We start from the raw sequence: 19,204 nt of genomic DNA, 5'->3' as shown, positions 1-19,204 counted from the left end.
GGGGGCGGGGGCCACTGGGGTCCGGCGCCGCCGGAGGGGCCGGCGGCGCCGGGCCGCCCCGCCTGGCCTCCCGGGGGGCCGGGGGGGGCGCGCCCGGCGCCCCGGGTGGGGCGGTGGCCGGACCGTGGGCGGGTGCGCGTGGCGGTCGGCGGTGCGCCGGCGGGCTTGGGCGGTGCCCTCTCGCCGGGGCGCACGCCGTCGGCCGCGCCTGCTCGTTCCCGGCCGCGGGATCGCGCCCCGCGGTCCCTCCGCAGCGCTACTGCAGCAGACCCTCGACCTCCGTCACCTGCTCCGCCGCCAGCGGGCCCGCGGCCAGCGCGCCCGCGTTCTGGGCCGCCTGCGCGACGGTGCGGAAGCCGGGTATCGGGACCGTGTGCGGGCTGCGGGCCCAGATCCACGCCAGCGCGCCCTGCGCCAGGGTGCGGCCGCCGGAGGTGAGGATGTCGCGGATCGCCTCGATGCGCGGCAGCCAGCCCGGCGCCACCTGCCCGTCCGCGCCGAAGTACGCCAGCCACGCCGGCGGCGTGGTGCGGATGTCGCCCGCGCCGGGGCGCGCGCCGGTGCCGTACGCGCCGGAGAGCAGCCCCATGGCCAGCGGGCTGCGGTTGATGCTGGCCAGCCCGTACCGCGCGCACAGGGCCAGCATCTCCGGGGCGTCCTCCAGCACGTTGAGCCGGTGCTGCACCGCCGCGCAGTGCGGGCCCTCGGCGAAGACCGCGGCGCGGTCGGGGTCGTCGGTGCTCCAGGCGTATGCGCGGATCAGGCCCTCGCGCACGAAGTCCTCGCAGGCGTCGCGCAGCGCCGTCGCGGCCTCGGGTTCGGCGTCGGCGATGTGCAGCTGGTAGAGGTCGACGCGGTCGGTGCCGAGGCGCCGCAGCGAGGCGGTCAGCGCCCGGCGCGCGTAGTCGGGGGTCAGGTCGCGGGGGAGCAGTGTCCGGCGGTCGGCGTCGAAGGTGTTGCCCCACTTGGTGGCGATGACGACCTCGTCGCGCCGGCCCGCGAGGGCGCGGCCGAGGACGGTCTCGCTGTGGCCGGTGCCGTAGACGTCGGCGGTGTCGAAGAAGGTGACGCCGCCGTCGAGCGCACGGTGCACGGCCCGTACCGACTCCTCGTCGTCGACCTTGCCCCAGCCCAGCGGGTTGCCGTCGGCGTCCCACCACTCGCCGCCGATCGCCCAGCAGCCGAAGCCGAGGGCGCTGACCTCGATACCCGTACGTCCCAGTGTGCGCTTCTCCATGGGTACGAGGATGCGCCCTCGACCGCACTCGAAGGCAACTCCCCCTCAGGCGGTCAGCGGGTTTGCCGCCCCCTCCAGCTCCTCGAACACCGCCACGTTGAACGCGAAGGCCCGGTGGCACTCCTCGATGATCCGCTGCTTCTCCAGGTCGTCGACGGGCAGCTCGTCCAGCAGCCGGCGGTAACCGCGCTTGTAGGCGGCCGGGTTGGGCACGCGCTCGAAGACGTAGAAGCGGACGCCGTCGCCCTTGCGCTCGAAGCCCCAGGTCTTCTCCGCGGTGCCGCGGACGACCTGGCCGCCGGAGAGGTCGCCGAGGTAGCGGGTGTAGTGGTGGGCCACGTACCCGGCGGGCCAGTCGCGCGCGCACTCCTCGATACGGGCGGCGTACGCCGCCGTCGCCGCCAGCGGCGCGGCGGCGGCGCGCCAGCCGGTGCCGCCGTGGAGGAAGTCGAGGTCGCGCTCCAGCTCGGGCACGCGGGCCAGTTCGGGCCGCACGAAGGGGCCGGCCACCGGGTCGGCGGCGAGGCCGTCCCAGCCGCCCTCCAGGGCGCGGTACACGAACCACAGCTGCTCGGTGTAGCGCCGGTAGGCCCCGATGCCCAGCGCGCCGCCCAGCATGTCGCTCATGAAGGACGAGTGGTTGGCCTCGTGGTGCTGGTCGTGGGATTCCGTACGCAACCGGGCGGAGAACGGCGTCGCGTCCAAGGCGGCCTCCAGGGCACCGCAGGGGCAGTGGGCGTGACGATTCTCTTTGGTTAGGCTTACCTAAGTCAATGGTTTTCCGACGCCGTGTCGGCATCACCCGGGCGGCGCGCTCACGGCAGGGTCAGGATCTCCGCGCCCGACTCCGTCACCACCAGCGTGTGCTCGAACTGCGCCGTGCGGCTGCGGTCCCTGGTCACCACCGTCCAGCCGTCGTCCCACTTGTCGTACTCGTACGTCCCGAGCGTCAGCATCGGCTCGATGGTGAACGTCATCCCCGGCCGCATCACCGTGGTGGCGTGCGGGTCGTCCACGTGCGGGATGACCAGGCCGGAGTGGAAGGCGGTGTGGACGCCGTGGCCGGTGAAGTCCCGGACGACGCCGTAGCCGAAGCGCTTGGCGTACGACTGGATGACCCGCCCGATCACGTTCACCTGCCGGCCCGGGCGGACCGCCTTGATCGCCCGGTTCAGCGCCTCCCGGGTGCGCTCGATCAGCAGCCGCGAGGCCTCGTCGACGTCGCCCACGAGGTACGTGGCGTTGTTGTCGCCGTGCACGCCGCCGATGAACGCGGTGACGTCCAGGTTCACGATGTCGCCGTCGCGCAGCACCGTGGAGTCCGGGATGCCGTGGCAGATCACCTCGTTGACCGAGGAGCACAGCGACTTGGGAAAGCCGCGGTAACCGAGGGTGGAGGGGTATGCGCCGTGGTCGCAGAGGTACTCGTGCGCCACCCGGTCCAGCTCGTCCGTCGTCACCCCGGGCGCGATGTGCTCCGCCGCGGCGGCCATCGCCCGGGCGGCGATCCGGCCGGCGACGCGCATCCGCTCGACGGTCTCCGCGTCCTGCACCTCCGAACCGGTGTACGGTGCGGGGCCCTTCTTCCCGACGTACTCGGGGCGGGCGATGGCGGCGGGAACGGTGCGGCGCGGGGAGAGGGTTCCGGGCACGAGCAGCGACGACTGGCCAGACATGGTCCGAGTCTAACCGCGGTGGATCAGGCACGATGGGCGGCGGCAGACCGCGCGGACACCGCGCGGCACGGCGCCGGTGAGGAGCGACATGGCCCTGTTCAGGAAGAAGACGGCGGGTAAGCCCGGCGAGTGGTACTACTGCCTGCAGCACGGGCGGGTCGAGGAGGGTCCGCAGTGCCGGGCCGCCGACCGCCTCGGGCCGTACGCCACCCCGGAGGAGGCGGCGCGGGCGATCGAGACCGCGGAGGCCCGGAACGAGGAGTGGGACGACGACAGCCGCTGGAACGACGACGGCGAGGACGCGGGCGGCCCGGGACGCTGAGCGTCCGACACGGTACGGGGCCGCGGGGCGGGCCCGCGGGACGGGGCAGCGGCCCGCGCGGTCACGTCGCCGGGTCCGGCGCCGGTGCCGCGTCCGGGCCGCCCGCGGCCGGCCCCGCCGCACTCCCCGCCGCCGCGGCGGCGCGGCGCTCCCGTTCCCGTACCGCGTGCTCGTTCGTGCGCGCGTCGTACGTCATCAGCTTCGGCAGGCACGCCGCCAGCAGCACCACCGCCCCCACGCACATCAGCCCGCCCGACCAGACCGACGTCCGCACGCTCGTCAGCGCCGCCACCCCGCCGGAGCGGAACTGCCCGGACACCGGGCCGACCGAGTACGACAGCAGCTCGATGCCCGCGAGCCGGCCGCGCAGCTCGTCGGGGATGGTCTGGTTCCACATCGCCGACCGGAACACCCCGCTCACCATGTCGAACCCGCCCGCCACCGTGAGCACCAGCAGCACCGCCCACGCGTTCGGCATCACCCCCGCCGCCGCGATCGCCAGCCCCCAGCCGGCCGCCGACAGCATCACCGCCCGGCCGTGCCGGTGCACCCGACGGGTCCACCCGCTCGTCACGCTCACCAGCAGCGAACCGGCGGGCAGCGCCGCGTACATCAGCCCCAGCGCCCACGGCGCGTCCAGGTCGTCCGCGAGGAACGGGAAGAGCGCGAGCGGGAAGGCGAAGAACATCGCCGTGAGGTCGATGGCGTACGTCCCCAGCAACTCCTTGCGGTTCCAGGCGTAGCGCGCGCCCTCCGCGATCGCGCGCAGGCTCGGCGCCACCGCCTCGCGCGCGGCGGGGGAGGGGGCCAGCAGCAGCGCCAGCCCGACGGAGACGACGAAGGTCCCGGCGTCCAGCGCGTACGCCCAGGGCAGCCCGGCGTACGCCACGATGAACCCGGCGAGCGCCGGGCCGGCGATGCCGCCGATCTGCCAGCGCAGGGAGTTGAGCGCGGCGGCGGCCGGCAGGTGCTCGTGCGGCACGATGCGCGGGACGATCGAGTCGAGGGCCGGGCGCTGGATGCCGGTCAGCGCGCTGGTGAGCGCGGCGACGACGTACAGCGGCCAGAGCATCGGATCCGGCAGCAGGCTGTTGACCAGCAGCACGGCGCAGGCCAGGCCGAGGCCGGCCTCGCTGTAGAGGATCAGCTTCCGCTTGTCCACGGCGTCGGCGAGCGCGCCGCCGTAGAGGCCGAAGACGATGAGCGGGACCAGCTCCACGGTGCCGATGGCGCCGACCGCGAGCGCCGAGCCGGTCAGCTCCTTCACCTGCACCGGCAGTGCGACGAACGTCAGGAAGCTGCCGAAGGAGGTGATCAGACCGGCGACCCACATGAGCCGGAAGTCGCGCGAGGCGTGCCACGGGGCGAGGTCGGGGAGCAGGTCGCGGTAGGCGCGGGAGCGGTTGGTCACGAGGGATCATCGTCGGGTGGGCGCGCCGGGTGCCGCAACGGATTTACCGGCGGGCGGGCTACCAGCGGGGCGGCGGCGGGGACGACAGCAGCTCGGCCAGGCGCGCCAGCCGGTCCCGGAACCCGGAGCGGGCGGAGGCGGCGGCCGGCGCGCCGTTCTCGCCGGCCGCGGCGCTGACCAGGTGCTGCACGGTCTCCAGATCGATGTCCCCGCTCTCGCCGGGCACCGTCAGCCGGTCGTGCGCGAGCCCCGGCAGCTCCGCGGAGCCGGCGGCCCGCGTGAGCACCGCGGCTCCGGCGGGGCGGGCGTCGCCGACGCGCTCCAGCAGCGCGCCGCCCGGCTCGTCCGGCGCGACGACGAGGAGGGTCTCGCCGCGCCCGGCGGCCTCCAGCCGGCCCAGCCCGACGCCGAGATGGGCGGGGCCGGCGGGCGGCACCCGGTGGCGTACGAGGGTGGGGGAGAGGGCCGGCAGCCCGGACCAGGCCGCCTCGTCGTCGAGGTGGGCGGCCAGGTGCCACGGCTCGTACGTCTCCGTACCCACGAGCAGCAGCCCCCCGCCCTGCGCCTCGACGGCCCCCCGCAGCACCCCGGCGAACCGCCGCGCCGCGGCGGGCCACTCGGTCCCGGCCAGCACTTCCCGCAGCAGCGCCACGCGCACGGCATCCATGCGGCGGGATGATGCCGGAGGAGAGCACCCCCCGCACCGAAACCCCCGCAACCTCACCCCATCGAGCCCACCCCCTCGGGGCCTGCGCCCCGGGCCCCACGGGGCTGCTACGCGCGGAACGGGCCGTGGATCTCGTACGTGACGCCGTCCGTGCCTGCCACGAAGCCGCTCTCGCCGCGCTGCGACGAGAAGTACAGCCGCGAGCCGTCCGGCGAGAACGCCGGGCCCGTGATCTCCGACTCCGGGTGGCCGTCGACCCGGACCACCGGGGCGACCGTGCCCGTCGGGGTGATGATGTTGATCTCCATGTTGCCGCCGTCCTCGGCGACGTACAGGTCTCCGCCGGCCCGGCCGGTGATGTTGTCGACCGTGCCCAGCGGCTCGTCCGCGTCGTAGACCACGGCGAGGGTGTGCGCGCCCGCGTCGTAGGCCCACACCCGGTTGTCGCCCTTCGTCGTGAAGTAGCAGACGCCCGCCTGCGGCGAGTAGTAGCAGCCCTCGCCGCCGTCGAAGTGCAGCGCCTCGTCGACCTGCGTCCGCGTCTGCTCCCACGGCCACGGCGCGTCCGGGTCCGGCACCTCCCGCCACGCGACCGCCCCGCCGCCGGCGTCGCACAGCACGTCGAGGCGGCCCTCGGACAGCGCGCCCCACGCGCCCCACGCGGCGGGCGTGAAGCGGTAGAAGCAGCCGTCGTCCTCGTCCTCCGTGAGGTAGACGACCCGGCGGTCGGTGTCGCACGCCGCCGCCTCGTGCTTGAAGCGGCCCATCGCGGCGTACGAGGACGCCGAGCGGTTGCCGTACGGGTCCGTCTCGTACACCCTGCCGCGGTACGTCTCCTCGCAGGACAGCCACGTGTGCCACGGGGTCGCCCCGCCCGCGCAGTTGAGGTTGGTGCCGGTCAGGATCCGGCGGGCCGCGGTCACCGAGCCGTCCGGGCCGAAGCGGATCGCGGAGGCGCCGCCGATCAGCGGCAGTTCGGAGTTGGAGACGTAGATCCAGCCGTCGCCGTCGGCGAAGCACGCGCCGCCGTCCGGGGCGCCGTGCCAGGTGATGCCGCCGACGGGGCGGGTGGAGCGGGCGACGACGCGGCCGGTGAAGCCCTCCGGCAGCGCGAGCCCGTGGGCGTCGGGGGCCCGCAGCGGGCCGTACGGGCTGTCCGCCGCGGCCGCCGCCGCCGGGGTGGCGGCGGCGTGCCAGAGTCCGCCGGTGACGGCGACGGCGCCGGTGCCTGCGGTCACGGCGCGGAGAAACGAGCGGCGCTCCATGTGGGGGTCCTCCCGGTCCGGGTGTCGGTGGGGCTGCGTACGGGCGAACGGGTGCCCGCGCCACGATGCCCACCCGCCCGTGACCGGTGAACTGGGCCGGATCACAAATCTCGGCGAACTTTCTGTGACGCGGTCGGCCCGGCCCCGGCGCCACATTGCGTCAGAGAGACGATAAAATGGCCGCGTGCCTCAACTTCGCCTCGCGCTGAATCAGATCGACGCCACCGTCGGCGACCTCGCCGGCAACGCCGACGCCGTCGTCCGCCGCACCCGGCACGCGGCCGACCGCGGCGCGCACTTCGTGGCCTTCCCCGAGATGGTGCTCACCGGCTACCCCGTCGAGGACCTGGCGCTGCGCTCGTCCTTCGTCGAGGCGTCCCGCGCCGCGCTGCACGCGCTCGCCGGCCGGCTGGCCGCCGAGGGGCTGGGCGACACCCCCGTCCTCGTCGGCTACCTGGACCGCAGCGACGAGCGCCACCGCTACGGGCTGCCCGCCGGCTCCCCCGAGGACGCGGCGGCCGTGCTGCACCGCGGCGAGGTGGTCCTCACCTTCGCCAAGCACCACCTGCCCAACTACGGCGTCTTCGACGAGTTCCGCTACTTCGTCCCCGGCGACACCATGCCCGTCGTCCGCGTCGCCGGCGTCGACATCGCGCTGGCGATCTGCGAGGACCTGTGGCAGGAGGGCGGCCGGGTGCCCTCGGCGCGGACCGTCGGCGCCGGGCTGCTCGTCACCGTCAACGCCTCCCCGTACGAGCTGAACAAGGACGACACCCGCCTGGAGCTGGTCCGCAAGCGCGCCCAGGAGGCCGGCTGCACCACGGCGTACGTCGCGATGACCGGCGGCCAGGACGAGCTGGTCTACGACGGCGACTCGATCGTCGTCGACGAGCGCGGCGAGGTCGTCGCCCGCGCCGCGCAGTTCACCGAGGAGTGCCTGCTCGTCGACCTGGACCTGCCCGCCGCCCCCGCGGAGCCGCCGGCCGGCCTCGCCGGCCTCGCCGATGATGGTCTGCGCGTCGAGCACGTGACGCTGTCGGCGGAGCCGGTCGCGCCGTACCCGCGGCGGTACGCCGGGACCGTCGCCGGGCGGCTCTCCGACGCGGAGGAGATGTACACGGCGCTGGTCACCGGGCTGCGCGCGTACGTGGCGAAGAACGGCTTCGGCTCCGTCCTCGTCGGCCTCTCCGGCGGCATCGACTCCTCCCTCGTCGCCGCCGTCGCCTGCGACGCGCTCGGCGCGGAGCACGTGTACGGCGTCTCCATGCCCTCGCGCTACTCCTCCCAGCACTCCCGCGACGACGCCGCCGAACTCGCCCGCCGCACCGGGCTGCACCTGCGCAGCGTCCCCATCGGCCCGATGTTCGACGCCTACATGGCCTCCCTGGGGCTGACCGGACTGGCCGAGGAGAACCTGCAGTCCCGGCTGCGCGGCACGCTGCTGATGGCCGTCTCCAACCAGGAGGGCCCGCTGGTCCTGGCCCCCGGCAACAAGAGCGAGCTGGCCGTGGGCTACTCGACGCTCTACGGCGACTCGGTCGGCGCGTACGGCCCGATCAAGGACGTCTACAAGTCGGCCGTCTTCCGGCTGGCGAAGTGGCGCAACGAGGTCGCCGCCGGGCGCGGGGAGGTCCCGCCGATCCCGGCGAACTCCATCGCCAAGCCGCCCAGCGCCGAGCTGCGCCCGGACCAGGTCGACACCGACTCGCTGCCCGAGTACGACGTGCTCGACGCGATCCTGGAGCTGTACGTCGACCGCGACCTCGGCGGCGCGGAGATCGTCGCCCGGGGGTACGAGCCGGAGCTGGTGGAGCGGGTGCTGCGGATGGTCGACGCGGCGGAGTACAAGCGCCGCCAGTACCCGCCGGGCACGAAGATCTCCCCGAAGGGCTTCGGCAAGGACCGCCGGCTGCCGATCACCAACCGCTGGCGGGAGCGGGTCTAGCGGGGCGGGGCGCGGGCCTCACAGGTCCACCGAGGCCCGTACGGGGCGGTGGTCGCTGCCCGTCGCGGCCAGCACCTCGGAGCTGACCGGTTCCACACCGCGCAGCAGGATCTGGTCGATCCGCGCCATCGGGAAGCCGGCCGGCCAGCTGAAGCCGAAGCCGGAGCCGGCCGCGCCCTGCGCGGAGCGCATCTGCGAGGTGATGTTCGCCAGCGCCCGGTCGTTCATCGTGCCGTTGAGGTCGCCGAGCAGCAGCACGCGCTCGACCGGCTCGTCCTTGATGGCCTCGCCGAGCGCGTCGGCGCTGGCGTCGCGCCGGCTGGCCGTGAACCCGGCGTCGGCCTTCACCCGTACGGACGGCAGGTGGGCGGTGTAGAGCGCGAGCGGGCCGCGGTCGGTGGCGACGGTGGTGCGCAGCGCCCGGGTCCAGCCCATGTGGAGGTCCACGGGCCGGGTGTCCGACAGCGGGTACTTGCTCCACACCCCGACGGTCCCCGCCACCTCGTGGTGCGGGTACGCCGCCGCCAGGCCGTCCTCGTACGCCGCCCGGTTGTCCGGCGTGACCTCCTGCAGGGCGAGCACGTCCGCGCCGGACTCCACCAGCCGCCGGGCGGTGCCGGCGGCGTCGGTGTTCTCCTCGGCGACGTTGTGGCTGACGACGGTCAGGTCGCCGCCGCCCGACGACTTGTCGGTGAGCAGCCCGCCGAAGAGGTTGAACCAGACGAACGCCGGCAGCACCAGCGCGCACACCGCGGTCAGCGACCGCCGCCACAGCGCGCACACCAGCAGCACCGGCACGGCCAGCCCGAACCACGGCAGGAACGTCTCGACCAGGCTGCCCAGGTTGCCGACGCGGTTCGGGATCGCCGAGTGGCCCAGCATGACGAAGCCGACCAGCAGCGCGAGCGCGGCGAGCACCAGGCCGCGGCGCCAGGTGCCGGGGCCCAGGCCCTCGCGGAGCCGGCGGCGCCAGTACACCGCGCGTGACTCCGCGGGGGCGGCCGCGTGCGTGGCCGCGGTGCCGCCGCGCCCGGTCTCCGCCATGTCCACGTGCGTCATGCGCTGTTCCTCACGTCACTGCACCTGCCGGTCTGCCCCCGTTACCACTTACCTGACGAGCGGGACGGCGCCGCGAGTTGCGGACGGGCCGGGCCGGAAGGTCACCGTAGCGAAACCGGGACATATCTTCGGCCGGGTGAACGCACGCCGCCGCGCACGCCGCCGACGGCCGGCGGCGTGCTACCTCCGCGTCGCGGGCGCGTGCTCCCGGTCCCGCTCCGGCTCCTTCGGGCCCCGGCCCTTCGCCGGCATGAACGCCGCGGCCACCACCGCGCCCAGCAGCGCCGTGCCCGCCGCCGCCAGCGAGGTCACGTGCATCGCCGTGATGAACGCGCTGTCCGCGTGCACCATCAGCTCCTTCCCGGCGGGCCCGGCGCGCTCCGCAAAGGTGCGGGTGGCCTCGATGGACTCGCCCGCCTCGTGCGGCGCCCGCGCGGGCAGCTCCAGCCGGCCGCGGTAGACCGAGGACATCAGCGAGCCCAGCACCGCGACCCCGAGGGCGCCGCCGACCTGGCGGAAGGTGTTGTTGACCGCGGAGCCGGAGCCGGCCTTCTCGCGCGGCAGGGACTGCATGATCGACACGGTGGCCGGCGGCATGACGTGCGCCATCGCGGCGCCCATGAGGAAGAACAGGGCCTCCAGGATCCACAGCGGCGACGTCTCGTCCAGCAGCAGGAAGGCGGCGAAGGCGGCGGCGATGGCCAGCATGGCCGTCGTGCACACCGCCCGGGCGCCGAACCGGTCGACCACCAGCCGGGACCGCGGCGCGAAGATCAGCTGGGCGACGGCCAGCGGCAGCAGGAGCATCCCGGACTGCAGCGGCGAGAAGCCGCGCACGCTCTGGATGTAGAAGACCATGAAGAACGTCACGCCCATGAGCGCGAAGAACACCAGGCCGATGACGGCGACCGCGGCCGAGAACCGCGGGTTCCGGAACCAGCCGATGTCGAGCGCCGGGTGCCGGCTGCGGCGCTCGTACGCGACGAAGAGCCCGAGGACGACCGCGCCGCCGACGATCGTGCTCCAGACCGCGGGCGCGGTGAAGTCGGCGAGCTGGCCGCCGCGGACCACGCCGTAGACGATCAGCACCAGGCCGGCGATGGACAGCAGCACGCCGGTGGGGTCGATCCGGCCGGGGGCCGGGTCCCGGGAGTCGGGGACCAGCAGCACCATGCCGATCAGCGCGACGCTGATGATCGGCACGTTGACGAGGAAGACCGAGCCCCACCAGAAGTGCTCCAGCAGCAGCCCGCCGGTGATCGGCCCGATGGCGATGGCCAGGCCCACGGAGCCGGCCCAGATGCCGATGGCCCGGGGCTGCTCGTCGCGCTCGAAGACGTTCACGATGATCGCCAGCGTGGCGGGCATGACGAACGCGCCGCCCAGGCCCATCAGCGCGCGGAAGGCGATCAGCTCGCCCGGGCTGCCGGAGAACGCGGCGAGCACAGAGCCCACGCCGAAGACGACCATGCCCCCCAGCAGCACCCGCTTGCGCCCCACCCGGTCGCCGAGGACGCCCGCGGTGAACAGCAGGCCCGCGAAGGCCAGCGTGTACGCGTCGATCGCCCACTCCAGCTCGCTCTGGCTGGCGCCGAGGCCGGTGGGCGCGGGGGTGGCGATCGTCTTCATCGCGACGTTGAGGATGGAGTTGTCGAGGACGACGACGATCAGGCTGAAGACGAGCACCCCGAGGATGAGCCAGCGGCGGCGGTGGACGGCCGGGGAGACCTGGTGCGGGGTGTCCATGAAATCCACGCTAGCGCCGATTCCGGGACCCGGCCGTTTCGGCCGACAAAGCTCGGGCAAAGGCGCGGTCAAGGGGCGCACCGCAGGTCAGGGGCGTGCGGCGGGCGCGCATGCGACCTTCCGCACATGTGCCCGGGACGGGGTGTCCTTCGCTCCGCGGGCGTGCCAGCATGGAAGTGGTCCGGGGACGCCGTCAGGGCGCCTCGAGATGACGAAGGAGCGTTTGCGATGACGCACGTTTCGCCTGCCCGCATCACCACCTCCGGCGGCGCCGGCGCCGCCCCGGCGCTGTACGGCGGGGACGGGGGCGGCCGCGGCCGCCGGGTGACCGTCCGGGACCTCGCCACGGCCAAGCAGCGCGGTGAGAAGTGGCCCATGCTGACCGCGTACGACTCGACCACCGCCGGCATCTTCGACGAGGCCGGCATCCCCGTCCTGCTGGTCGGCGACTCCATGGGCAACGTCCACCTCGGCTACGACACCACCGTGCCGGTCACGCTGGACGAGATGACCATCCTCTCCGCGGCCGTGGTCCGCGGCACCCGGCGGGCCCTGGTCGTCGGCGACCTGCCCTTCGGCTCGTACCAGGAAGGCCCCGTCCAGGCGCTGCGCTCGGCGACGCGGCTGGTCAAGGACGCCGGCGTGGGCGCGGTGAAGCTGGAGGGCGGCGAGCGGTCGCTGGCCCAGACCGAGCTGCTGGTGGAGTCCGGCATCCCCGTGATGGCGCACCTCGGCCTCACCCCGCAGTCCGTCAACGCCATGGGCTACCGCGTCCAGGGCCGCTCCGACGAGGACGCCCACCGGCTGGTGCGCGACGCCAAGGCCGCCCAGGAGGCGGGGGCGTTCGCGGTGGTGCTGGAGCTGGTGCCGGCGGAGCTGGCCGCCGAGGTGACCCGCTCGCTGCAGGTCCCGGTCATCGGCATCGGCGCCGGCCCCGACACCGACGCGCAGGTGCTCGTCTGGACCGACATGGCAGGGCTCACCGGCGGGAAGCTGCCGCGCTTCGTCAAGCAGTACGCGCAGCTGCGGCAGACCCTCGGTGACGCCGCGAAGGCCTTCGCGGAGGACGTCGGCGGGGCCGCCTTCCCGGCCGCGGAGCACACCTTCCACTGAGCGGCGCCGACGGCGGGCACCCGGGGCGCACGGACGATGCGCCGATGCGGTGATCTTATTAACTGCATGCGGGTGCCCGCCGTCGTGCCGACGCGGCGGCGGCGCGGGCCGCGCGGACGCTGACGGAACGACACCCCGTCGACCGCCCGTCGGCCCCGTGGAGAGGAACCCCGCCCATGTCCCCCGGACACCCCGGCCGCAGCCTGCTGCTCACCGGCCTTGCCGCGCCGCTGCTCTGGGCCGCCGTCGCCGCCCCCGCCGAGGCCCTGCAGCCGCCCGCCGCGGCGCGGGCCGGCGCCGCCGTCCCCGTACAGGAGGACGCGCCGCCCCCGGCCGGCGACGGCAAGAACCCCGGCCGCGCCCCCGCCATGGGATCCCCGGGCGCCCCCGCCGTGCGCGGCGACGACGTCTGGCCGGCCGTGACCGCGAGCGGCGTCTTCGCCGTGTCGCTCGGCGCGGCCGTGTACTTCTTCGGCTGGGGCCGCCGCCGCGCGGCCTGACCGCCGCGGCGGCTGGGCCACGGCGGCTGGGGGCCCGTGCCGCTACTCCGCCGGGCGCTGCTCCCGGTCGCGCGCCGCCCGCGAGCGGCGCACGTAGAACCACGTCATGTTCGACGAGAGCCCGGCCAGCAGCACCCAGATCACCCCGACCCAGTAGCCCTTGGCGAACGACACCACCGCCGCGGCGACCGACAGCACGCACACGACGGCGGTGAAGACGGCGAGCTGGTTCCGCCCGGCGATCAGGGGCGTGCGCTGGCGGGGCTCGGACGGCATCGGGGCGGGCTCCTCGGGGGGTACGGCGGGCGGATCCATTGTGCCCCGCCGCCGGCCACGCGCCGCACCGGCCCCGTCCCGCACCGGCCACACGCCGGCCACACGCCGACCACGCGCCGGCACCGCGCCGGCCGGGCCGGTACCGGGCCGTCGGCCGTGGGTCAGACGTCCGTCAGCCGCACCCCGGCGTGCGCCCGGTAGCGCCGGTTCACCGAGATCAGGTTCGCCACCATCGCCTCGACCTGGTGCGCGTTGCGCAGCCGGCCCGCGTACACGCCCCGCATGCCCGGGATCAGCCCGGCCAGCGCCTGCACGACGTCCGTGTCCTCCCGGGACTCGCCGAGCACCATCACATCCGTCTCGATCCGCTCCACCTCCGGGTCCTGCAGCAGCACCGCAGACAGGTGGTGGAACGCCGCCGCGACCCGCGACTCCGGCAGCAGCGCCGCGGCCTGCTCGGCCGCGCTGCCCTCGGCGGGGCGGATCGGGTACGCGCCCTTCTTGTCGAAGCCCAGCGGGTTCACGCAGTCCACGACGAGCTTGCCCGCCAGCTCCGCGCGCAGCGCGGCCACCGTCGCCTCGTGCCCGTCCCACGGCACCGCGACGATCACCACGTCGCTGCGCCGCGCGCACTCCGCGTTGTCGGCGCCCTCGACGCCGTTCCCCAGCTCGGCCGCCGCCGCCTCCGCCCGCTCCGCCTTCCGGGACCCGACGACGACCCGCTGCCCGGCCCGCGCCAGCCGGTAGGCCAGCCCCCGGCCCTGGTCGCCGGTGCCGCCCAGCACGCCGACGACGAGGCCCGAGACGTCGGGCAGCTCCCAGAGGTCCCTGCGGGCGGGCGGGGTGTTCTGCGCACTCGAAGTCATGGGCCGATCGTACGGTGGCCGTCCCCGCTCACCCGCCGCGGCTCACCCCGCCGGCTCCGCCGTGCACGGCGTGCGGCCGCAGACGTCCACGATCCTGCCCGAGTTCAGGAACTCCGCCATCTGCCGCTGCGCCGCGGGCGAGTCGCGCGGGTCGCCGTGCGGGTCCCGGCCCTCCGTGGGCGGCGTGTTCGTCAGCGGCTGGTACGGGCTGCCGCTGTCCCAGACGACCATCCCGGAACCGGCGTACGGGTAGCGCAGCTGCCGTATCCCCCAGTACGGCTCCACGTCGGGGTTGCGTCCTTCGGCCACCGCGGGGGTGTGGATCCGGGCGCCGACCGTGCGCGCCTGCACCTCGGCGGCGGTGGGGGAGACCTGGTGGTCGCCGTACGCGACGTGCATCAGCACCCGGTGGCGCGGCGTGCGCGGCAGCGGGTCGGCCGTCATGTGGTGGGCGTAGCCGTTCGCCTCGCCCCGGTCCCAGAGCATCTGCATGAGCGCGAAGCCGAGCTGCTGCCGCAGCCTGTCGGGGTAGGCGCGGTCCAGGATCTGCTGGAACGGCGCGAAGTCGACGCTGCGGTTGAGCAGCGTGCTGTAGTTCATCGCCGGTACGCCGAGCACGGAGCGGGTGCTGTCCTGCGCCACGGCGGTGTACATGCCGCCCATGATCCCGCCCTGGCTGTGGCCGACGTAGCCGAGCCGCGCGCGGACGTCGACGGCCGGGGCGCCGCCGGCGCCGCGGAAGGCGCCGTGCGCGGCGAGCCCGTCCGCGTGCCGCATGAGGCGGCCGAGCCAGAGGGTGTTGAGCACGCCCTGCTGCAGCCGGTCGGCGACCGCGGGGAAGCGGCCGAGGTCCTGCAGCGTGCTCGCCACGAAGGGGATGTCCTCGTCCGACATGCCCTGCCACTTCGTGGCGCACATGACGAAGTTGCCGCGGGCCGCCAGCTCGCGCTGCGTGCGGGAGCCGACCTGCGTCTCGTTGCCGAGGAGCCCGTGGCCGTAGAGCACGGGCCGGGCCGCCTCGCCGCGCCCGCCGGGGCCGCCGAGGGCGGCGCGCGGTATCTCGCACTGGAACGGCACCACCTGCTGGTTGCCGGGCAGCCGGGCGGGCAGCGCGTCCTTGCCGGCGCCGGTGCGGTGGAAGCCGGAGCCCGGCGGGCCGCCCGGGGCGTCGAGGTAGCTGGGGACGTTGTAGACGCCGCGGACCGTGCGGGCGACGGGGGCGCCGGCGGGGTGGTCCGTCACCTCGTACACGAGGTGCTCGGGCACGCCGCTGCCGAGGGCGGCGAAGGAGTCGTCGCGGAGGTGCAGCATCCGCTCGCTCAGGCTGCGCTCGCTGGCGACGGTGAAGTCCCAGGCGAGGTGGAGCCCCCTGGCCGGGATGCCGGCGCGGGCCAGGTCGCGCCGCACCTGGCGGTGCTCGCGCCGGCGCTCGTGCAGCGGGTCGCCCTTGCGCAGCGCGGGGCCGTTGACGCGGCGGAAGGCGGCGGGGGCGGGGATGGCGCGGCCGTCGGCGTCCTTCAGGCCGCGCAGCGCGACGACGTAGCGGTGGCCCTCTTCGAGGTTGCGGGCGGGGCGGACGATCAGGGCCCGGCGGGCGGGGTCCGTGGCGTTCGCGTCCAGCTCCGCCCAGTACGGGTGGCGGCGGCCGGTGTCGGCGTCGAGGAGCACGATCGGCGCGTCGCGGTCGAGGGAGGCGCCGATGTCGGTGAGCGGGGCGGCGCCGGTCTCGGCGAGGTCGATACCGGGTACGTGGGCGAGGATCATCGAGCCGGGCGAGAAGCCGTCGCCGCGGTTCCACTCGGCGGGGTCGATGCGGGTGCCCGCGGTGTTGGCGGGCATGGCGTCCGGCTCGAAGGCGACCCGGCGGCCGGTGTCCGTCCTGCGGTCGCGCTCGGTGTACCAGTCGTTGGGGAACGGCAGCAGGCACTCCGCGGGGCCGATGGGGTCGCAGCCGGTGCGGCCGGCGCCGCCCGCCGCCCCCGCCGGCGCGTCCGCTCCCGTGCCTGCCGCCGGGGCCGGTGCGGCCCTCTCGGCGACCGCGGTGGGGGCGAGGAGGCCGAGCGAGAGCGCCGCGACGGCGGTCAGGACCGTGAGCCGAGCGCGCACCGGGGCCTCCACGAGTGGTTACCGGACAGTCAACCGAGGTAATTAGTCAGAGCCGCGGCCACTGTCAATGGCCCGGGCTTCACCGATTCCGTATCGCGCTCTCACCCAATCCTCAACTTCACGGAGGAGATTGGGCGCCATGAACGCGCTTGTGCCCGTCTGTCCGCACTGCGGCCGCGTGCGGTGCATCTGCCCGCCGTGCGCCCTGCGAGGTCACCGGTCCGGTGTTGACTGGGGGAGTGACATGCCTCTTCTGCGACATCGCCGCCGGCGAACTCCCGGCCCACCGGGTGTACGAGGACGAGGTGGCCGTGGCCTTCCTCGACACCCGGCCGCTCTTCCCCGGCCATGTCCTGCTGATCCCCCGCCGCCACGTGGAGACCCTGGCCGACCTGCCGGAGCCGGACGTGGGCCCGTTCTTCGTACGGGTCCGGCGGCTGACCGCCGCGGTGGAGAAGGGCACGGGCGCCGCCGGGTCGTTCGTCGCGATGAACAACCGGGTCAGCCAGTCCGTGCCGCACCTGCACGTGCACATCGTGCCGCGCAACCGCAAGGACGGCCTGCGGGGCTTCTTCTGGCCCCGGACGACCTACCGGGACGAGGAGCACGCCGCCGCGACGGCACGGCTGATCCGCTCGGCGCTCGACGGCTGAGCCGCGCGGGCGGCCTCGGGGGGAACCCGCCGCGGGGCGGCCCCGTCCGAGAGGCATGAAGCGAACGAGCCCACCACGCACCTCCGCGGCGGCCGCCGCGGCCCTCGCCACCGCGGTGCTCGCCGCGGGCTGCGGCTCGGAGAACGCCTCCGGGCCGCCCGGCGCCGGGGACCGCGCCGACACGGCCCCTCCGCTGTACCGGGTCCGCGCCGCCGTCCTGGAGAACGGCGAGCACGGCCCTCAGCTCTGCCACGCGATGGCGGAGTCGATGCCGCCGACCTGCGGCGGTCCCGACGTCGTCGGCTGGGACTGGGACGACGTACGCGCACACCGCCACCGCGGCACCACGTACACCGACCTCCTGGACCTCGTCGGCACCTGGGACGGCCGGCGCTTCACCCCGACCGAGAAGCCGCGGCCCGCCCGGGGGTCCCCCGAGCCGGGCGGGCCGGACGCCGACGCCGGCCTCCCCGCGTCCTGCGAGGACCTGAAGGGCGGCGGGAAGGACGGCGGCGCGGCGGACGGCGGCGACCGGCAGCGGGTGCTGGACAAGGCCCGGAAGCTGCCCGGCTACGCCGGCTCCTGGCTCGACGGCGACGTCGTCGTCCTCCGGTTCGCCGACGCGGGTGACGGCGGCGGCCCGGACGCCGCCGAGCGCGAGCTGCGCACCCTGTGGGACGGCCCGCTGTGCGTCCTCGGCGCCGAGCACACCGAGGAGGAGCTGAAGCGCGTCCAGCGGCAGGTCGACAAGCAGGTCGAGGACATGCTCAGCTCCTCGGTCGACCCGGTGGCCAACGCCGTCACCCTCGACGTCGTCGCCGCCACCCCCGAGCTGAAGCGCGAACTGGACCGCGCATACGGCGAGGACACCGTGCGGCTCAGCGGCTGGCTGCGGCCCGTCGGCTGACCGCCGCTCCCGCACGTACCGCCCCCGCGAGCCGGGTCCCGCGCCGCTCCTCCCCACCGGTGCGGGACCCGCCGGGGCGGCGCCCCCTACCGCCCGGGGTGGAGATACCGGCTCCCTGCGGCACCGGGGGATGATCTGCCGGCACCCCGCCGTCTGGCAAACTGTCTCTTCATGGGCGCGTCGTATTCCCGGGACCTTGCTCCCCGGCCAGCGGAGATTGCGAGGACTCTCCAGGACCGGCGGACACCCGTCTCCCCCGCCGAGACGGACGCCGACGGCAGACGCAGGACCTCCGCGCCGGCCCGGCAGAGCCTGCGCGCCCTGCTCGACCGGATGCGCTCGCCCCGGCCGCCGCGGCTGTGGTTCGAGATCATGCTCGTGGCGCTCGTCTACTGGACGTACTCCATCATCCGCAACGCCGTGCCCGAGCAGGAGTCGCAGGCGCTCAAGAACGCGGACCGCATCTGGAGCTTCCAGGAGAGCCTGGGGCTGGCCTTCGAACGCTCGCTGAACCACGCCGTCGAGGGTGTCACCTGGCTCGTCGTGTCGATGAACTACTACTACGGCACGCTCCACTACGTCGTCACCCTCGGCGTGCTCGTCTGGCTCTACCGCCGCCAGCCCGGCCGCTACGCCGCCGTACGCCTCGCGCTCGCCGTCACCACCTGCTTCGCCCTCGTCGGCTACTACAGCTTCCCGCTGGCGCCGCCGCGGCTGATGGAGGGCATGGACTTCGTCGACACCGTGCGGGTGCACGAGACCCTGGGCTCGATGTCGTCGGGCAACCTCGCCAACGTCTCGAACCAGTACGCGGCGATGCCGTCGATGCACGTGGGCTGGTCCGTGTGGGCGGGCATCACCATCGCCGTGCTGGCGAAGCCGCTGTGGGTGAAGGTGCTGGGCGGGCTCTACCCGGTCCTGACGCTGATCGTCATCATGGCGACGGCGAACCACTTCTGGATGGACGCGGTCGGCGGCGTCGTCTGCCTCGCCTTCGGCTTCGCCGTCTCCTACGCCTGGTACGGGACGAGCGCGTACCGGCTGCCGCAGAAGCTGGCGTCCCCGTAGGGGGAGACCCCGCCCGCCCCGGTGCGCCTCACCGCGTCCGGTCGTCGTCGTCCGCGTCCCGGGCCCGGCGGCGGCGCAGCACCACGATCCCCGCCGTGCCGACGACGAGCGCCGCGGCGGCGCTGCCGACCGCGTAGACCTTGTTCGCCGAGACCCAGGACTCCGGGGGCCAGTCGTCGCCGGCGCTGGTGCAGGTGAGCCACCGGCCGCGGGCGCCGCCCTGGAAGCAGACGGTGGTGGTGGCGGCCGCGGGGCCGTCGCCCTTGGCGTCGGTGCGCCGCGCGGCGGCCCGCGGGTCGTCGTCCGCCCCGGCGGCGGGCAGGTCCCGGCCGCCGTCCTCCCGGCCGCCGTCCTCCCGGCCGCCGTCCTCCAGGCCGCCGTCCTCGG

18 protein-coding genes and 1 pseudogene are annotated in these 19,204 nt (G+C 74.8%); 7 read left to right on the top strand and 12 right to left on the bottom strand.

Going from position 1 to position 19,204, the window contains the following annotated elements:
* Positions 1–256: 256 nt before the first annotated feature.
* The 3 genes from ABD317_RS18950 to map form a co-directional block, all read right to left on the bottom strand.
* The gene (locus ABD317_RS18950) at positions 257–1,237 is read right to left on the bottom strand and encodes an aldo/keto reductase (RefSeq protein ID WP_344291129.1); all 981 of its coding nucleotides are present in this window, start codon (positions 1,235–1,237) and stop codon (positions 257–259) included.
* Positions 1,238–1,282: 45 nt separating this feature from the next.
* Positions 1,283–1,942 (bottom strand): biliverdin-producing heme oxygenase, encoded by a 660-nt coding sequence (locus tag ABD317_RS18945; protein ID WP_344291128.1) that lies wholly within the window; start codon positions 1,940–1,942, stop codon positions 1,283–1,285.
* Between the two features lie 110 nt (positions 1,943–2,052).
* On the bottom strand, positions 2,053–2,913 hold the full coding sequence (map, locus tag ABD317_RS18940) for a type I methionyl aminopeptidase (RefSeq protein WP_344291127.1): 861 nt from the start codon (positions 2,911–2,913) through the stop codon (positions 2,053–2,055).
* Positions 2,914–3,001: 88 nt separating this feature from the next.
* Here map and ABD317_RS18935 point away from each other — a divergent pair, with 88 nt between their 5' ends.
* Positions 3,002–3,235 (top strand): hypothetical protein, encoded by a 234-nt coding sequence (locus tag ABD317_RS18935; protein WP_344291126.1) that lies wholly within the window; start codon positions 3,002–3,004, stop codon positions 3,233–3,235.
* Positions 3,236–3,296: 61 nt separating this feature from the next.
* Here the strand turns inward: ABD317_RS18935 and ABD317_RS18930 are convergent, their stop codons facing one another.
* From ABD317_RS18930 to ABD317_RS18920, 3 genes are all read right to left on the bottom strand, one after another.
* Complete coding sequence (locus tag ABD317_RS18930; RefSeq protein ID WP_344291125.1) at positions 3,297–4,646, bottom strand: MFS transporter; 1,350 nt, start codon at positions 4,644–4,646, stop codon at positions 3,297–3,299.
* A gap of 58 nt (positions 4,647–4,704) precedes the next feature.
* The gene (locus ABD317_RS18925; RefSeq protein ID WP_344291124.1) at positions 4,705–5,313 is read right to left on the bottom strand and encodes a hypothetical protein; all 609 of its coding nucleotides are present in this window, start codon (positions 5,311–5,313) and stop codon (positions 4,705–4,707) included.
* Between the two features lie 107 nt (positions 5,314–5,420).
* The gene (locus ABD317_RS18920) at positions 5,421–6,578 is read right to left on the bottom strand and encodes an alkaline phosphatase PhoX (protein WP_344291123.1); all 1,158 of its coding nucleotides are present in this window, start codon (positions 6,576–6,578) and stop codon (positions 5,421–5,423) included.
* A gap of 184 nt (positions 6,579–6,762) precedes the next feature.
* Between ABD317_RS18920 and ABD317_RS18915 the strand changes: the two genes are divergently transcribed.
* Positions 6,763–8,523, top strand: a complete 1,761-nt coding sequence (locus tag ABD317_RS18915; RefSeq protein ID WP_344291122.1) for an NAD+ synthase — start codon at positions 6,763–6,765, stop codon at positions 8,521–8,523.
* Positions 8,524–8,541: 18 nt separating this feature from the next.
* Here ABD317_RS18915 and ABD317_RS18910 read toward each other — a convergent pair whose 3' ends face one another.
* Together ABD317_RS18910 and ABD317_RS18905 are read right to left on the bottom strand one after the other, a co-directional pair.
* Entirely contained in the window at positions 8,542–9,582 is a 1,041-nt protein-coding gene (locus ABD317_RS18910) for an endonuclease/exonuclease/phosphatase family protein (RefSeq protein WP_344291121.1), read from the bottom strand.
* 180 nt (positions 9,583–9,762) lie between these two features.
* The gene (locus ABD317_RS18905) at positions 9,763–11,328 is read right to left on the bottom strand and encodes an MFS transporter (RefSeq protein WP_344291120.1); all 1,566 of its coding nucleotides are present in this window, start codon (positions 11,326–11,328) and stop codon (positions 9,763–9,765) included.
* A gap of 228 nt (positions 11,329–11,556) precedes the next feature.
* Here ABD317_RS18905 and panB point away from each other — a divergent pair, with 228 nt between their 5' ends.
* Positions 11,557–12,441 carry a 3-methyl-2-oxobutanoate hydroxymethyltransferase gene (gene panB / locus ABD317_RS18900; protein ID WP_344291119.1) on the top strand — a complete coding sequence of 295 codons (885 nt, stop codon included), beginning with the start codon at positions 11,557–11,559 and terminating at the stop codon, positions 12,439–12,441.
* Positions 12,442–12,617: 176 nt separating this feature from the next.
* Positions 12,618–12,941: a hypothetical protein gene (locus tag ABD317_RS18895; RefSeq protein ID WP_344291118.1), complete on the top strand. Its 324-nt coding sequence runs from the start codon at positions 12,618–12,620 to the stop codon at positions 12,939–12,941.
* A gap of 42 nt (positions 12,942–12,983) precedes the next feature.
* Here the strand turns inward: ABD317_RS18895 and ABD317_RS18890 are convergent, their stop codons facing one another.
* From ABD317_RS18890 to ABD317_RS18880, 3 genes are all read right to left on the bottom strand, one after another.
* Positions 12,984–13,217 carry a hypothetical protein gene (locus ABD317_RS18890; protein WP_344291117.1) on the bottom strand — a complete coding sequence of 78 codons (234 nt, stop codon included), beginning with the start codon at positions 13,215–13,217 and terminating at the stop codon, positions 12,984–12,986.
* 161 nt (positions 13,218–13,378) lie between these two features.
* Positions 13,379–14,083, bottom strand: coding sequence for an NADPH-dependent F420 reductase (gene npdG, locus ABD317_RS18885; RefSeq protein ID WP_344291116.1), 705 nt, complete (start codon positions 14,081–14,083; stop codon positions 13,379–13,381).
* A 42-nt stretch (positions 14,084–14,125) separates the two neighbouring features.
* The gene (locus ABD317_RS18880; RefSeq protein WP_344291115.1) at positions 14,126–16,189 is read right to left on the bottom strand and encodes a hypothetical protein; all 2,064 of its coding nucleotides are present in this window, start codon (positions 16,187–16,189) and stop codon (positions 14,126–14,128) included.
* Between the two features lie 239 nt (positions 16,190–16,428).
* On the opposite strand from ABD317_RS18880, the gene ABD317_RS18875 reads away from it, so the two are divergent.
* From ABD317_RS18875 to ABD317_RS18865, 3 genes are all read left to right on the top strand, one after another.
* Positions 16,429–16,842 carry an HIT domain-containing protein gene (locus tag ABD317_RS18875; protein ID WP_027753835.1) on the top strand — a complete coding sequence of 138 codons (414 nt, stop codon included), beginning with the start codon at positions 16,429–16,431 and terminating at the stop codon, positions 16,840–16,842.
* Positions 16,843–16,897: 55 nt separating this feature from the next.
* Positions 16,898–17,749 (top strand): hypothetical protein, encoded by an 852-nt coding sequence (locus tag ABD317_RS18870; protein ID WP_344291114.1) that lies wholly within the window; start codon positions 16,898–16,900, stop codon positions 17,747–17,749.
* 333 nt (positions 17,750–18,082) lie between these two features.
* Positions 18,083–18,817: a phosphatase PAP2 family protein gene (locus ABD317_RS18865; RefSeq protein WP_344291130.1), complete on the top strand. Its 735-nt coding sequence runs from the start codon at positions 18,083–18,085 to the stop codon at positions 18,815–18,817.
* A 28-nt stretch (positions 18,818–18,845) separates the two neighbouring features.
* Here the strand turns inward: ABD317_RS18865 and ABD317_RS18860 are convergent.
* Positions 18,846–19,204, bottom strand: a pseudogene (locus ABD317_RS18860) (hypothetical protein); the annotation flags it as partial.

Origin of the sequence: Streptomyces synnematoformans (assembly GCF_039531005.1) — a bacterium.
GTDB lineage: Bacteria > Actinomycetota > Actinomycetes > Streptomycetales > Streptomycetaceae > Streptomyces > Streptomyces synnematoformans.
This window is presented reverse-complemented; position numbering and strand designations above follow the sequence as displayed.

Excerpts from the sequence above, each read along its gene's own strand:
- ABD317_RS18950 (WP_344291129.1), bottom strand. The coding sequence starts at position 1,237 with ATGGAGAAGCGCACACTGGGACGTACGGGTATCGAGGTCAGCGCCCTC.
- map (WP_344291127.1), bottom strand. The coding sequence starts at position 2,913 with ATGTCTGGCCAGTCGTCGCTGCTCGTGCCCGGAACCCTCTCCCCGCGC.
- ABD317_RS18935 (WP_344291126.1), top strand. The coding sequence starts at position 3,002 with ATGGCCCTGTTCAGGAAGAAGACGGCGGGTAAGCCCGGCGAGTGGTAC.
- ABD317_RS18925 (WP_344291124.1), bottom strand. The coding sequence starts at position 5,313 with ATGGATGCCGTGCGCGTGGCGCTGCTGCGGGAAGTGCTGGCCGGGACC.
- ABD317_RS18920 (WP_344291123.1), bottom strand. The coding sequence starts at position 6,578 with ATGGAGCGCCGCTCGTTTCTCCGCGCCGTGACCGCAGGCACCGGCGCC.
- ABD317_RS18910 (WP_344291121.1), bottom strand. The coding sequence starts at position 9,582 with ATGACGCACGTGGACATGGCGGAGACCGGGCGCGGCGGCACCGCGGCC.
- ABD317_RS18905 (WP_344291120.1), bottom strand. The coding sequence starts at position 11,328 with ATGGACACCCCGCACCAGGTCTCCCCGGCCGTCCACCGCCGCCGCTGG.
- panB (WP_344291119.1), top strand. The coding sequence starts at position 11,557 with ATGACGCACGTTTCGCCTGCCCGCATCACCACCTCCGGCGGCGCCGGC.
- ABD317_RS18895 (WP_344291118.1), top strand. The coding sequence starts at position 12,618 with ATGTCCCCCGGACACCCCGGCCGCAGCCTGCTGCTCACCGGCCTTGCC.
- ABD317_RS18890 (WP_344291117.1), bottom strand. The coding sequence starts at position 13,217 with ATGCCGTCCGAGCCCCGCCAGCGCACGCCCCTGATCGCCGGGCGGAAC.
- npdG (WP_344291116.1), bottom strand. The coding sequence starts at position 14,083 with ATGACTTCGAGTGCGCAGAACACCCCGCCCGCCCGCAGGGACCTCTGG.
- ABD317_RS18870 (WP_344291114.1), top strand. The coding sequence starts at position 16,898 with ATGAAGCGAACGAGCCCACCACGCACCTCCGCGGCGGCCGCCGCGGCC.
- ABD317_RS18865 (WP_344291130.1), top strand. The coding sequence starts at position 18,083 with ATGCGCTCGCCCCGGCCGCCGCGGCTGTGGTTCGAGATCATGCTCGTG.